The 13,003-nt window shown below is 67.2% G+C and carries 17 protein-coding genes; 8 read left to right on the top strand and 9 right to left on the bottom strand.

The features are described from left to right. Positions 1-178: 178 nt before the first annotated feature. The 4 genes from RTY13_RS02470 to RTY13_RS02455 form a co-directional block, all read right to left on the bottom strand. Positions 179-526, bottom strand: coding sequence for a DUF1428 domain-containing protein (locus tag RTY13_RS02470; protein WP_312780865.1), 348 nt, complete (start codon positions 524-526; stop codon positions 179-181). 145 nt (positions 527-671) lie between these two features. Continuing rightward, positions 672-1,163 (bottom strand): VOC family protein, encoded by a 492-nt coding sequence (locus RTY13_RS02465; RefSeq protein WP_312780864.1) that lies wholly within the window; start codon positions 1,161-1,163, stop codon positions 672-674. Continuing rightward, a complete protein-coding gene (locus RTY13_RS02460; RefSeq protein ID WP_312780863.1) occupies positions 1,160-1,636 on the bottom strand; it encodes an SRPBCC family protein in 477 nt (158 codons plus the stop codon). The genes RTY13_RS02465 and RTY13_RS02460 overlap by 4 nt, the downstream gene beginning before the upstream one ends. Before the next feature lie 2 nt (positions 1,637-1,638). Then, complete coding sequence (locus RTY13_RS02455; protein ID WP_312780862.1) at positions 1,639-2,082, bottom strand: VOC family protein; 444 nt, start codon at positions 2,080-2,082, stop codon at positions 1,639-1,641. A gap of 57 nt (positions 2,083-2,139) precedes the next feature. On the opposite strand from RTY13_RS02455, the gene RTY13_RS02450 reads away from it, so the two are divergent. Then, entirely contained in the window at positions 2,140-2,829 is a 690-nt protein-coding gene (locus RTY13_RS02450) for a helix-turn-helix domain-containing protein (protein WP_312780861.1), read from the top strand. A gap of 158 nt (positions 2,830-2,987) precedes the next feature. On the opposite strand, the gene RTY13_RS02445 is transcribed toward RTY13_RS02450, so the two are convergent. Further along, the gene (locus tag RTY13_RS02445) at positions 2,988-3,203 is read right to left on the bottom strand and encodes a flagellar basal body rod C-terminal domain-containing protein (RefSeq protein ID WP_312780859.1); all 216 of its coding nucleotides are present in this window, start codon (positions 3,201-3,203) and stop codon (positions 2,988-2,990) included. 224 nt (positions 3,204-3,427) lie between these two features. On the opposite strand from RTY13_RS02445, the gene RTY13_RS02440 reads away from it, so the two are divergent. Continuing rightward, positions 3,428-5,428 (top strand): DEAD/DEAH box helicase, encoded by a 2,001-nt coding sequence (locus RTY13_RS02440; RefSeq protein WP_312780857.1) that lies wholly within the window; start codon positions 3,428-3,430, stop codon positions 5,426-5,428. A gap of 50 nt (positions 5,429-5,478) precedes the next feature. Further along, the gene (locus tag RTY13_RS02435; RefSeq protein ID WP_312780855.1) at positions 5,479-5,817 is read left to right on the top strand and encodes an Mpo1-like protein; all 339 of its coding nucleotides are present in this window, start codon (positions 5,479-5,481) and stop codon (positions 5,815-5,817) included. 254 nt (positions 5,818-6,071) lie between these two features. Here the strand turns inward: RTY13_RS02435 and RTY13_RS02430 are convergent, their stop codons facing one another. After that, positions 6,072-6,626, bottom strand: coding sequence for a 3D domain-containing protein (locus RTY13_RS02430; protein WP_409450270.1), 555 nt, complete (start codon positions 6,624-6,626; stop codon positions 6,072-6,074). Positions 6,627-7,028: 402 nt separating this feature from the next. Here RTY13_RS02430 and RTY13_RS02425 point away from each other — a divergent pair, with 402 nt between their 5' ends. The 4 genes from RTY13_RS02425 to RTY13_RS02410 all read left to right on the top strand — a co-directional run bounded on the left by RTY13_RS02425 (position 7,029) and on the right by RTY13_RS02410 (position 9,786). Next, positions 7,029-8,060, top strand: a complete 1,032-nt coding sequence (locus tag RTY13_RS02425; protein WP_312780852.1) for a S1/P1 Nuclease — start codon at positions 7,029-7,031, stop codon at positions 8,058-8,060. 90 nt (positions 8,061-8,150) lie between these two features. Then, positions 8,151-8,936, top strand: coding sequence for an RNA methyltransferase (locus tag RTY13_RS02420; RefSeq protein WP_312780850.1), 786 nt, complete (start codon positions 8,151-8,153; stop codon positions 8,934-8,936). Positions 8,937-9,071: 135 nt separating this feature from the next. Beyond that, a complete protein-coding gene (locus RTY13_RS02415; RefSeq protein WP_312780849.1) occupies positions 9,072-9,401 on the top strand; it encodes a GIY-YIG nuclease family protein in 330 nt (109 codons plus the stop codon). 61 nt (positions 9,402-9,462) lie between these two features. Beyond that, positions 9,463-9,786: a YnfA family protein gene (locus RTY13_RS02410; protein WP_312780848.1), complete on the top strand. Its 324-nt coding sequence runs from the start codon at positions 9,463-9,465 to the stop codon at positions 9,784-9,786. On the opposite strand, the gene RTY13_RS02405 is transcribed toward RTY13_RS02410, so the two are convergent. The 3 genes from RTY13_RS02405 to RTY13_RS02395 all read right to left on the bottom strand — a co-directional run bounded on the left by RTY13_RS02405 (position 9,783) and on the right by RTY13_RS02395 (position 11,723). Beyond that, positions 9,783-10,484 (bottom strand): NAD-dependent deacylase, encoded by a 702-nt coding sequence (locus RTY13_RS02405; protein WP_312780847.1) that lies wholly within the window; start codon positions 10,482-10,484, stop codon positions 9,783-9,785. The two genes, RTY13_RS02410 and RTY13_RS02405, sit on opposite strands and share 4 nt — an antisense overlap. Beyond that, on the bottom strand, positions 10,481-10,774 hold the full coding sequence (locus RTY13_RS02400) for a hypothetical protein (protein ID WP_312780845.1): 294 nt from the start codon (positions 10,772-10,774) through the stop codon (positions 10,481-10,483). Before RTY13_RS02400 ends, RTY13_RS02405 begins: the two co-directional genes overlap by 4 nt. A gap of 61 nt (positions 10,775-10,835) precedes the next feature. Beyond that, complete coding sequence (locus RTY13_RS02395) at positions 10,836-11,723, bottom strand: LysR family transcriptional regulator (protein ID WP_312780844.1); 888 nt, start codon at positions 11,721-11,723, stop codon at positions 10,836-10,838. A gap of 168 nt (positions 11,724-11,891) precedes the next feature. Here RTY13_RS02395 and RTY13_RS02390 point away from each other — a divergent pair, with 168 nt between their 5' ends. Then, complete coding sequence (locus RTY13_RS02390; RefSeq protein WP_312780843.1) at positions 11,892-12,998, top strand: S-(hydroxymethyl)glutathione dehydrogenase/class III alcohol dehydrogenase; 1,107 nt, start codon at positions 11,892-11,894, stop codon at positions 12,996-12,998. The last annotated feature ends 5 nt before the right edge of the window (positions 12,999-13,003 follow it).

The raw sequence follows: 13,003 nt of genomic DNA, 5'->3' as shown, positions 1-13,003 counted from the left end.
TTTGGCGTCTTTCCTCCCCATTCCATGGGGAGGTGGATCGGCGGCGAAGCCGACGAGACGGAGGGGGCGGCGCAAGCCTGTCCGCGTTTCAAGCGCCGACCGCACAACGTCGCGTCGCCCCCTCCACCGCTACGTGGTCCCCCTCCCCACAAAGCGGGGAGGAAGATCGAGGCGGCCCTCAGTTCTGGAAGATGGTTTCGAAGCCGCCCCACATCATGCGTTTGCCGTCGAAGGGCATGTCCATGTCGGCCATGGCGGGGTCTTCCTGCATCTTGGCCCAGGCGTCGTCAGCGGTCTTCTTGTCGGGCCAGACCAGCCAGGAGAAGACGACGGCCTCGCCCTCTTCCAGCTTCACCGCCATGGGGAAGCTGGTGACCTTTCCGTCCGGCACGTCCACGCCCCAGTTCTCGATCTGAGCGGTGGCGCCATAGCCCTTGAACAGGGGCCAGGATTTGCGGGCGGACTCGATATAGCGGTCCTTGTTCTCGTTCTTCACGGGAGTCAGGAAGCCGGTGATGTAAGCCATCTTGGTGTCTCCTTCGGAGGTTGGCCCCTATCGCTCGCCGCGCGGCGGCTCGCTGTTTGAGGGCAGGGGGCGGATAGTTGAGGCAGGCGGTCGTCGGGTCTTGGTCGAAAGCGACAGGGCGGGCGGACAAGCTTAGCTTGACTGCTTACCCAGCCTTGTCAGCAGCGGCCTCGATGGCGGCGATGTCGATCTTCTGCATGGTCATCATGGCCGTGAAGGCGGCCTTGGCGCGGGCGGGGTTCGGGTCGCTGAAGAAGGCCATCAGGCGGCGCGGGGTGATCTGCCAGTTGACCCCCCAGCGGTCCTTGCACCAGCCGCAGTCGCTGGCGCGTCCGCCGTTGTCGATGATGGCGTTCCACAGGCGGTCGGTCTCGGCCTGATCGTCCGTCATGATCATGAAGGAGACGGCCTCGGTCTGCGGGAAGGTCGGGCCGCCGTTCAGGCCCATATAGGGCCGCCCGGCTAGGGTGAACTCGACCACCAGCTCCGCGCCCTCGGCGCTGGACGGATTGTCGGCGGGGCTGGTCGCGATGCGGTCCACGTGGCTGTCGGGCAGGCCCAGCGAGACGTAGAACTCGGCCGCCTTCTTCGCCTGACCCAGGTCGTACCAAATGCAGGGGATGATCTTGTCGCTCATGACGTCGCCTCCTGTGCGGCGAGATGCTCGGCCACCTCGCCCAGTTGATCGGCGGCGGCGCCCCAGCCGGGCTCGAAGCCCATTTCGGTATGGGTCTTCATGGCCTTGTCGTCCCAATGGCGGGCGCGGGCGGTGTAGCGGGTGCCGTCGCCTTCGGGTTCGAACGTGTCGATGCGCACGAAGTTCATCTCGCCGGGCTGGGGAATCCAGCCCTCGGTCATGGCCCCGGTGGTGACGATGCGGCGCTCGGGGATGATCTCCAGCACCACGCCACGATACTCATGCCGCTCGCCCTCGGGCGACTGCATGACGATGTCGGCGCGACCGCCGGGACGCAGGTCGTAGTCGACCGAGGGCGTTGTCCAGGGGCGAGGGGTGAACCATTCGGTTCCGTGTTGTGTGAAGGCCTTCCACACCGTTTCCGGCGAGGCCTTGAAGATGCGGCTGACGCTCAGCTCGAACAGGTCGGTCATGATCAGCCGCCCCCGACCTGGGCGGCGAAGGCCTCGGGGCCCTCGGCGGCGGCTTCGGGGTCCATCCACATGACTTCCCAGATATGACCGTCCGGGTCGGCGTAGCTGCGGCCGTACATGAAGCCGTAGTCCTGCCTGGCGTTGGGGTCGGCCTGACCGCCGGCCTTGGCGGCGCGGTCGATCACGGCGTCCACGGCGTCACGGCTGTCTTCAGAGACGCAGATCAGCACCTGGGCCGTCTTGTGCGCGTCGGGGATGGCGCGGTCGGTGAAGCTGGAGAACTTCTCGTGGGTCAGAAGCATGGCGTGGATGGTGTCGGAAAACACCATGCAGGCGGCGGTGTCGTCCGAGAACATGGGGTTCTTGGCGGCGCCCACGGCCTCATAGAAGGCGACCGAGCGCGGCAGGTCGGTGACAGGCAGATTGACGAAGATGAGCTTGTTCATTTGGCGATCCTCCCTGATCTGGCGTAACGGTGTCCTATCGTGTTATGTTAGTCAACCATGAAGTTAGAAAAAGTAACTAACGAATCCGCCGACCGTTCCCGCCGCTATCACGACGCCTGCGGCGCCGCGCACGGACTCGACCTCGTCGGCGAGCGCTGGGCCCTGCTGGTGATACGAGAACTCATGATGGGGCCGAGGCGTTTCAGCGACCTGCGAAAGGACCTGTGCGGCTTGTCGGCCAATGTCCTGACCCAACGGCTGGAGGGGCTGGAGGTCTCGGGCATTGTCCAGCGCCGCAAACTGCCGCCGCCCGCCTCGGTCCAGGTCTATGAGCTGACCGACTGGGGCTATGAGATCAAGCCGGTCTTCATGGTGCTGGGCCGCTGGGCCGCGCGCTCGCCCCAGCACGATCCCACCCTACCGATCAGCGCCGTGTCCATCATGCAGTCGTTCGAGACCATGTTCGATCCGGACCTGGCGGCCGATGCCAACATGCGGCTTGGCTTTGCGATGGATGAGGACCGCATGGTGGTGACCGTGAAGGACGGCGAGATCACCACGCGGCGCGGCGAGGTCGAGGACGGCGACGTGATCGTGCGCGCCGCCCCGCCGATCGTGGCCGCCGCCGTCTACGGCAAGGTTCCGCTGGCGGCGCTGGAAGGCGAGGGGGCGATGATCATAGAGGGCGACTGCGCCGTCTTCGCCCGCTTCATCGACTTCTTCCACCTGCCCGAGAAGGCGGGGTAGGTCGCCACCAGCATCCGCTCATCCCCGCGGAGGCGGGGACCCAGGGCTTTGGCTGCAAGCGTGAGCCTCAAGTCGAAGGCGTGCGCATCCTCTATTGCGGTTTGCGCGGCTCCTACTGGGTCCCCGCCTCCGCGGGGATGAGCGGAAAACTTGGGGCCCTAAACCAGAATATCCAGCAGGGTCCCCGTCATCTCGTCCGCCGTCCGCGCCACGGCGGCGTTGGCGGAGAAGTCCTGTTTGGCGCGGATCTGTTCGACGGCCTCCACGGCCAGATTGTCGATCGAGCCTGTCGCCGTGCGTCGGGCGCTGGCCTCGAAGCGGTTGGCGGCGTTCTGCATTCCGGCGGCGGCGATGCTCAGGGGCGGGATCGTCATGATCGGTCTCCGGGCGGCGAAGGGAACTCTGCGGACGGTCAGGATCGTGGCTTTGAGGTCAATGACGCCTGAACAAGCGTGGTGAACGGCGGTCTTTTTGCGGAAATCCGCCGCATCGGGGCCGTTATTGGTGTATAGAGACCGCCTCCTCATCGCCCGGCCGGCTGTTCGCCTTGGCCGGGCGCGGTCGTTTTACGGCCGCCATGCTCTTTTTCAGGTCGTATATGCCCTTTCCCGCGATCCACCCCGCGCTAGACCGCGCTCTCGCCAACAAGGGCTATGCCGAGCCCACCCCCGTCCAGGCGGCGGTTCTGGAAGGCCACGGCGAGGCCGACATGCTGGTCTCGGCCCAGACCGGATCGGGCAAGACGGTGGCCTTCGGCCTGGCGGCCGCCTCTTCGCTGCTGGGTGAGAACGAGACCTTCGGTCCGGCCGACGCCCCCCTGATGCTCGCGATCGCCCCGACGCGCGAACTGGCGCTGCAGGTCTCGGCCGAGCTGGAATGGCTGTACGGCGAGTCCAAGGCCAAGATCACCACCTGCGTCGGCGGCATGGACGCCCGCAAGGAAGCCCGCGCCCTCAACTTCGGCATCCACATCGTGGTCGGCACGCCCGGCCGCCTGAAGGACCACATCGACCGCGGCAACCTCGACCTGTCGGCGCTGAAGGTCCTGGTGCTCGACGAGGCCGACGAGATGCTCGACATGGGCTTCCGCGAGGACCTGGAATACATCCTGGAGCAGTCGCCGCCCGAGCGCCGCACCCTGCTGTTCTCGGCCACCATCGCTCGCGACATCGCCATGATGGCCAAGCGCTATCAGCGCGACGCCGTGCGCATCGACACCGTCGACCGCAGCCAGCCGCACAGCGACATCGAATACCGCGCCCTGCGCATCGCCCCGAACGAGATCGAGCACGCCGTCGTCAACGTGCTGCGCTTCTATGAGGCCCCCGGCGCCCTGGTCTTCTGCTCGACGCGCGACAGCGTGCGTCACCTGCAGTCGTCGCTGCTGGAGCGCGGCTTCGCCACCGTGGCCCTGTCGGGTGAAATGGGCCAGCGCGAGCGCACCGACGCCCTGCAGGCCCTGCGCGACGGCCGCGCCCGCGTCTGTGTCGCCACCGACGTGGCCGCGCGCGGTCTGGACCTGCCCGATCTGGGTCTGGTGATCCACGCCGAACTGCCGATCAACAAGGCCACCATGCTGCACCGCTCGGGCCGCACCGGCCGCGCGGGCAAGAAGGGCACCTCCATCCTGCTGGTGCCGAGCAGCCGTCGCCGCAAGGCCGAGATGCTGCTGGGCTCGGCAGGCGTCGAGGCGACCTGGGCCGGGGCGCCCACCGCCGACGAGATCCTGGCCAAGGACGAGCAGCGCCTGCTGGCCGCCCCGGTCTTCGCAGAGGAAGGCAATGAGGACGACGCCGGCCTGATCGCCAAGCTGGTGGCCGAGCGCACGGCGGAAGATCTGGCCCGCGCCCTGCTGGTCCTGCTGCGGAAGGATCTGCCGGCCCCCGAAGATCTGGTCGATCCGGGCCAGGGCCCGCAGCGCAAGCCGCGTGGCGAGCCGGGCGACAAGTTCGCCGCCGGCGCCTCGCCCTTCGAGCGTCTGCAGCCCGACCAGGTCTCGTGGTTCCGCATGGACATCGGCCGGAACCGCAATGCCGATCCCAAGTGGCTGATCCCGATGATCTGCCGTATCGGCGGCATCACCAAGCAGCAGATCGGCTCGATCAAGACCTTCCCCGAAGAGACCCGCTTCGAGATCGCCAACACCCACGTCGAGGCCTTCAGGAAGCTGGCGGCCATGAACACCAACGAGGCGAACATCACGCCGTCGGAAGCCCCGCACGCGGGGATGTTCAAGGGCGGGACGCGCAACCGCCGCGACGAAGGCGGCGAGCGCCCCTACGCCAAGAAGCCCTTCCGCCGCGACGAGGACGGCGAGGGCGGTCGTCCGCCGTTCAAGAAGAAGCCGTGGCAGCCGCGCGAAGGCGAGGCCGACGGCGAACGTCCGGCCTTCAAGAAGAAGCCCTATGCCCCCCGCGCCGACGCGCCGGAAAGCAGCCAGTTCTTCGACAAGCCCTACGAGAAGCCTTTCGCCAAGGGCCCGGGCGCCAAGAAGCCGTTCAAGCCCAAGTCGGACTTCAAGGCCGGCGGCAAGCCGGGCTTCAAGCCGGGCGGCAAGCCCTTCGCCAAGGGCCCCAAGGGCGGCAAGCGCTTCGACTGACCGCTGATCGCTGACTTGCCCCCGGTTCAATCCGGGGGCAGGCTGCGGCCATGACCGCACGCGAACCGCAGACTGGAAGCGATGACGGGGGGCGCTACGCCTCCTTTTCCGCGTTCTATCCCTATTACATCCATGAGCATTCCAACCGGACCTGTCGCCGCATCCACGTGGTCGGGACGGGGCTGGTGATCGCCGCCTTCGGAGCCTTCTGCGTCACGCGCAACGCCTGGTGGCTGCTGGCCATGCCGCTGGTCGGCTACGGCTTCGCCTGGGTCGGACACTTCTTCTTCGAGAAGAACCGGCCGGCGACGTTCAAATACCCGCTGTGGAGCCTGATGGGCGACTTCCGGCTCTTCTTCGAGACGGCGACGGGCAGGCGGAAGTTCTAGCGCCTCTTCTTCTTTCCTCCCCATTCCATGGGGAGGGGGACCACGAAGTGGTGGAGGGGCTACGGCGGCGGAACCAAGAAGCCCCTCCGTCTCGTCGGCTTCGCCGCCGATCCACCTCCCCACTGCGTAGGGAGGAGAAGCCCCTCCGTCACGGCCGCTTCGCGTCCGCGCCACCTCCCCATTGCATGGGAAGGAAAAGCAAAAAGGCGACCGGATCGCTCCGGTCGCCTTTTTCGCCGGTAGGTCGGAAAGTCTTAGTTCGAAGCGGTCTGCCAGGCGGGCGGGCAGCCGTCGAAGTCGCCAGCGTCGGCGATGGTCAGGGTCTTCATGTTCAGGCTCTGGGCCTGGCGCATCGAGCCGCGGCCGTGGCCCGTATAGAGGTCGATCTTGGCGCCCTTGATCGCGCCGCCGGTGTCCGAGGCGTACCAGTAGCCGTCGTGGACCTCGCCGTTGGCCAGGCGCAGGCCGACCGTTTCGCGGATGAAGAGCTTGGTGCGGCGCGGGATGACCCGGGGGTCGACGGCGACCGTGCGCATGGCGATCGGTCGGCAACCGAGCGAGTCGTTGCCCGTCGCGCCGCCGCCGCCTGCATGATAGAGGCGGGCCGAGGCGCGCCAGTCGGGATCGCCCGCCATCAGCTCGGCCTGTTCGGCGGAAAGGGCGGACGTATCGATGGAACTTTCAGCCGCCGCGGCGGTTTCCATTGCAGCCGTTTCGATCGCGACAACGGCTTCATAAGGTTGAGGCTCTCCGGAACCGGAGAAGGCCATAGCCCAGAACATGGCAAGCGCAGCGGCTGTGTTCAGCATCGAACAGACTCAGGAAGCACCGGTCCCGACACGATCCGGCAGCGGGTTTTTGACCTCCAATTGTGTCAAAAACGTGTTGATTGAGATCAGGCGCGCCCCTGCGGCACGATCATCGTTCGATTAGTCCACAGGTCGATGAGCATATCGCTCAAATGTCACAGCATATGTGACAGCAACGAAATCAGTATTCGTTCTGCATGGCTTCTATACTGTGCGGATCAGCTGTTCGGTTAACACCTAAGTCTGATCGTGTAACACTTTATTGCGAAGAAAGTCTGCGTTTCGGCTCAAGATAACGGCGGCGTGATCGCGCGGCCGCGCGACGACCGGCATGGGTGGAGGCGGGACCGGGAATGGGATAAGCGGTCGTTTCCCCACGAATTTTTCCGCCGGTGTCCTGCGATGAAGCGCCAAGTCAAACGCCTGATGATCTCTGCCGCCGCCCTTGTACTGGTCGCGGCCCCCGCCGTTCATGTGGACGCCTGGGGAAACACCGGCCACCGCCTGATCGGCGTGGCGGCCATGCGCGGCCTCAGCGACGACCTGCCGGCCTTCCTGCGCACGCCGGGCGCGATCGCCGACGTGGGCGAACTGGCGCGCGAGCCTGATCGCTGGAAGGGCGCCGGCCAGCCGCACGACCGCGAGCGCGACACGGCCCACTTCATCGACTTTGACGACAACGGTCATGCGATGACGGCCAGCGGTCCGCACATCGACGCCCTGCCGCGGCTGAAGTCGGACTTCGACACGGCCCTGGTGCAGGCGGGCATCAAGATCGACGAGGTCGGCTATCTGCCCTACGCCCTGATGGACGCCTATCAGAACCTGGGCCGCGACTTCGCCTACTGGCGCGTCCTGACTGCCGCCGAGGGCCGTGAGACGGACCCCGGCAAGAAGGCCTGGTACCGCGCCGATCGCGAGCGCCGCGAGGCCCTGATCCTGCGCGACATCGGCGTCCTGGCCCACTATGTCGGCGACGGTTCGCAGCCGCACCACACCTCGATCCACTTCAACGGCTGGGGCGACTACCCCAACCCCGAGGGCTTCACCAACTCGCGCCGCACGCACGGAATCTTCGAGGGCGAGTTCACCTCGCGCGTCGCCCGTCTGGACACGGTCGAGGCGGCCATGAGCCAGCCGCAGGTGTCCGACCTGGACCTGCGCGCCCGCACCGCCGGCTATCTGAAGACCACCCTGGGCACGGTCATTCCCTTCTACCGTCTGGAGAAGGCGGGCGGCTTCAGGGACGCCGACCCGCGCGGCGCGGCCTTCGTCAACGAACGCCTGGCGGCGGGCGCCTCGGAACTGCGCGACCTGATCATCCTCAGCTGGCGCGAGAGCGGCACGGCCTCCATCGGCTGGCCCGCCGTCAAGGTGGCCGAGGTCGAGGCCGGGACGGTGGACCCCTGGACCTCGATGATCGGCGAGGACTGAGCATGAGGCTCTCACTGGGTTCCCGCCTCCGCGGGGATGAGCGGGATCAGGTTCTTCTCCCTTAGGGGGAGAAGGGTTACAGAGCGCCCCATGACTGAACTCACGCCCCCCGTCGTCATCCTCGACAAGTCCCAGATGGCCGAGAACATCGGCGCGGTCGCCCGCGTCATGGCGAACTTCGGCCTGTCGGAACTGCGGCTGGTCAGCCCGCGCGACGGCTGGCCCCAGGACCGCGCCTGGGCCACCGCCTCGGGCGCCGACTGGGTGCTGGAGGGCGTCAAGGTCTTCGACAGCGTGGCCGAGGCGATCCACGACCTGAACACCGTCTTCGCCACCACCGCCCGCCCGCGCGAGACGCGCCAGCCGGTGCGCACCCCGCGCGAGAGCGCCCGCATCCTCTATGACGACACGGCCTCGGGCCTGAAGACCGGCCTGCTGTTCGGCGGCGAGCGCGCCGGTCTTGAGACGACCGACATCACCCTGTGCGCCGGCATCACCACCATTCCGATCGACCCGAAGCACCACTCGCTGAATCTGGCCCAGGCCGTGGCCATCAACGCCTATGAGTGGCGCACTCTCATCCTCGACGCCCCGCCGCCGCGCTTCCGGGAAGGCGAGCCGCCGGCGTCGAACGAGCTGCTGGTCGGCATGTACGAACACTTCGAGGCCGAGCTGGAGGCCGGGGGCTTCTTCCACCCGCCCGAGAAGAAGCCGTCGATGAGCCAGAACCTGCGCGTCATGCTGGGCCGCGCCGCCTTCACCGAGCAGGAAGTCGCCACCATGCGCGGCGCCATCCACGCCCTGGCCAAGGGCCGCGGCCGGGTCCTGGCCAAGCTGGCCGAGAAGCGCGCGGCGGAAGCGAAGAAGGGCGAGTAGGGCTCTCCGCCCTCCGCCGTCATCCTCGGGGCGGCGTAGCCGAGCCCGGGGACCCAGACCGATGAACAGGGTGCGCCTTGTCCTGTCGAGGCCCTGCGTGCTGAATAGCCTGGGTTCCAGGGTCGGTTGGCATCTTTGAACGACGGATTGGGGGAGGCGAGGCTGCGAAATCCAGACGCGATCATCGCCGCCTACATCATGGCCAGCCGTCGCAACGGCACGCTCTACACCGGCGTCACGAGCGACCTTCATGCTCGCATCTGGCAGCATAAGCTTGGCACGTTTCAGGGCTTCACCGACGTCTATGCCTGCAAGGGTCTGGTGTGGTTCGAGCCTCAAGCTGGCATGGTCGAGGCTATTCGTCGGGAGAAGCAGATCAAGAAATGGCCGAGGCAGTGGAAACTCAATCTGATCGAGGCGGGCAACCCGCAGTGGGAAGACCTGGCGGCCTCATGGTTCGCTTGACTGTCTGGGTCCCCGGGCTCCGCTCGCAAGCGCGAGCGGCCCCGAGGATGACGGAGGTAAAGTGAAACTCGCCCTCATCTACCCCCTCGCCGCCCTGGCCGAGATCGGCGGTTGTTTCGCCTTCTGGGCCTGGCTGAAGCTGGATCGGTCGCCGGTCTGGCTGGTTCCGGGCGTGCTCAGCCTGATCGCCTTCGCCTGGCTGCTGACCCTTGTGCCGGCCGAGACGGCGGGGCGGGCCTTCGCGGCCTATGGCGGGGTTTATATCGTCGCTTCGCTGGCGTGGATGGCGCTGGTCGAGAAGACGACGCCGGACCGCTGGGACGTCATCGGCGGCGCGGTCTGCCTGATCGGCGCGGCGGTGATCCTGTTCGGGCCGCGCGGCTAGAGCGCGTTGAAGAAGGCGGGCACGGTCTCGCTGGCGGGGCCATAGACTCCCTCGTCGAACAGGCGCGCGCCCTGGGTCGGCTCCAGATTGATCTCCACCGTCCGCGCTCCGGCCATCCGCGCTGACTGCACAAAGCCCGCCGCCGGATAGACCGCGCCCGAGGTGCCGATGGAGACGAACAGGTCGCAGGCCTCTAGCGCCGCCTCGATCCGCTCCATCGCCAGCGGCATTTCTCCGAACCAGACGATGTGGGGGCGTAAGACGCCCTGCGGATGATGCGGCGAGGCGTGGGCGGCCTCCAGATCGCCGGTCCAGTCGCAGACGACGCCCGACGCGGTGCAGCGGGCCTTCAGCAGTTCGCCGTGCATATGGAGCAACTCGAACCCCGCAGCGGGCGGCGTCTCCGCGTGCGCCCGGTCGTGCAGGTCGTCGACGTTCTGCGTCACCAGCAGGAAGTCGCCCCACCACCGCGTCGCCAGATGGGCCAGGGCCCGGTGCGCGGCGTTGGGCTGGACCCTGGCCAGATGCCGCCGCCGCTGGTTGTAGAAGTCCTGCACCAGGGCCGGGTCGGCCGCGAACCCCTCGGGCGTCGCCACCGCCTCGATGCGATGCCCCTCCCACAGCCCGTCCGAAGCGCGGAAGGTCGGCACGCCGCTCTCGGCCGAGACGCCGGCGCCGGTCAGGACGACGAGGTTCATCGCTGGGTTTTCCGTTTGCGTCGCTGATGCGCCAGCAGGCTTTCCGAGGCGGCGTATTCAGGCGGCAGGTTGAACTTGGCGCGTCGGTCGTAGTCGCGGGCGCTCTTGATATCGCCAGCGCGCATCATCCGGGATGCTCGCCACGCGACGAAGCCGCACCATGTCGACGCCAATGCCAGGGCGAGCAGCCATGCTAGCAAGTAGCCTGATCTAAGCAGGACCAATGGCATGAAGGGTAGGGCGGCGGGGGCGAATGCTGCTTTCGGCCCAAAGGTGAAGTTGTAGGACAAGCGTGTGTCCACCCAGCGTCGAACCATCAGATATGCGGATCGTCTTGGCATCGTCGCCACCCTAGCGCCGGTCGGGCGACGCCGACAGCCGCTCGTGCAGCCAGTCGATCATGGCGCGGACCTTGGGCGGGACGTGGCGGGGGTGGGGGTGGACGGCCCAGACGCCTTCGTCGGGCGGGCGGGCCTCGTCCAGCAGGGAGACGAGGGCGCCCGACGCTAGGGCTTCGGCGACGTAGAAGTCGGGCAGCTGGCACAGGCCCAGCCCCTGCAGGGCCGCGTCCAGCACCGCAGCGCCGGAGTTGCAGCGCCAGCGGCCGGAGGCGCGAAGGCTGACCTCGCGCCCGGCCTCGGTGAAGCGCCAGTGCTCGGATGAGCCGATCAGGCCGTCGTGGCTGGCGATCTCGGACAGGTCGCGCGGGGCGCCGCGGCGGGCCAGATAGTCGGGGCTGGCGCACAGGATCAGCCGTCGTGAGGCCAGCCGTCGCGCCATCAGCCGCGAGTCGGTCAGGTGGCCGAACCGCACCGCCAGATCATAGCCGTCGCCGACCAGATCGCGCAGCCGGTTGTCCAGATCCAGCTCGATCCTCAGCTCCGGGTGCTGGCGCGCGAAGGCGTTGACGGCGGGGGCGATGAAACGTTCGCCATAGGAGACCGAGCAGGTCATGCGCAGCAGGCCGCGCGGGGCCTGATCGTCGGGCTGGACGGCGGCCAGGGCCTCGTCGCGCTCGTCGATCAGGCGACGGCAGCGGGCCAGAAAGTCGCGGCCTGCGTCGGTCAGTTCGACCCGGCGGGTGGTGCGATGCAGCAGGCGGGTCTGCAGCCGGTCTTCCAGCCGGGCGATCTCGCGGCTGACCGCCGAGGTCGACAGGCCCAGCCGTTTGGCGGCGGCCGAGAAGCTGGCCTGTTCGGCGACAGCGGTGAATTCGTCGATCCCGTCCCAGCGGCTCATCGGGACGTTCGATCATGATTATTGCCGTACGACAATAATGTTTTGCGGTTGTCGCCATATCCGCTCCGCCGCGACGGGCGTAGAACAGACGCCAATTCAGTCACCTTAGTCCCTGAAGCAGCGAGCGACCGCGTCGCGAGCGTTAGGGACCTCCGAAGGGCCCAGATCATGAAAACCCGCGCCGCCGTTGCGTTCGAAGCCAAACGCCCGCTCGAGATCGTCGAGGTCGATCTGGAAGGTCCGCGCGCCGGCGAGGTGCTGATCGAGATCAAGGCCACCGGCGTCTGCCACACCGACGCCTATACGCTGGACGGTCTGGACAGCGAGGGCATCTTCCCCTCGATCCTGGGCCACGAGGGCGCGGGCGTGGTGGTCGAGGTCGGACCGGGCGTGACCAGCCTTGAGGTCGGCGACCACGTCATCCCGCTGTACACGCCGGAATGCCGCCAGTGTAAGTCGTGCCTGAGCCGCAAGACCAACCTGTGCACCTCGATCCGGGGCACGCAGGGCAAGGGCCTGATGCCCGACGGCACGTCGCGCTTCAGCTACAAGGGTCAGCCGATCGCCCACTACATGGGCTGCTCGACCTTCTCGAACTATACGGTCCTGCCCGAGATCGCGGTGGCCAAGATCCGCAAGGACGCCCCTTTCGACAAGGCCTGCTACATCGGCTGCGGCGTCACGACGGGCGTGGGCGCCGTGGTCAACACAGCCAAGGTCGAGCCGGGCGCCAACGCCGTGGTCTTCGGCCTGGGCGGCATCGGCCTGAACGTCATCCAGGGCCTGAAGCTGGTCGGGGCCGACATGATCGTCGGCGTCGACATCAACGGCGACAAGGAAGAATGGGGCCGTCGCTTCGGCATGACCCACTTCGTCAATCCCAAGGATGTGTCGGACGTGGTGGCGCATCTGGTCGAGATGACCGGCGGCGGCGCCGACTACACCTTCGACTGCACGGGCAACACCGTGGTCATGCGTCAGGCGCTGGAAGCCTGCCACCGCGGCTGGGGTGAGAGCGTGGTCATCGGCGTGGCCGAGGCGGGCAAGGAGATCGCCACCCGTCCGTTCCAGCTGGTCACCGGCCGCGTCTGGAAGGGCTCGGCCTTCGGCGGCGCGCGTGGGCGGACGGACACGCCCAAGATCGTCGACTGGTACATGGACGGCAAGATTGAGATCGACCCGATGATCACGCACACCCTGCCGCTGGAACGCATCAACGAGGCCTTCGACCTGATGCACGAGGGCAAGAGCATCCGCTCGGTGATCGTCTTCTAAACGGG

Source organism: Brevundimonas sp. (genome assembly GCF_032055285.1).
GTDB lineage: Bacteria > Pseudomonadota > Alphaproteobacteria > Caulobacterales > Caulobacteraceae > Brevundimonas.
Note: the sequence above shows the minus strand (reverse complement) of the source record. Positions and strands in the feature narration are given on the sequence as shown.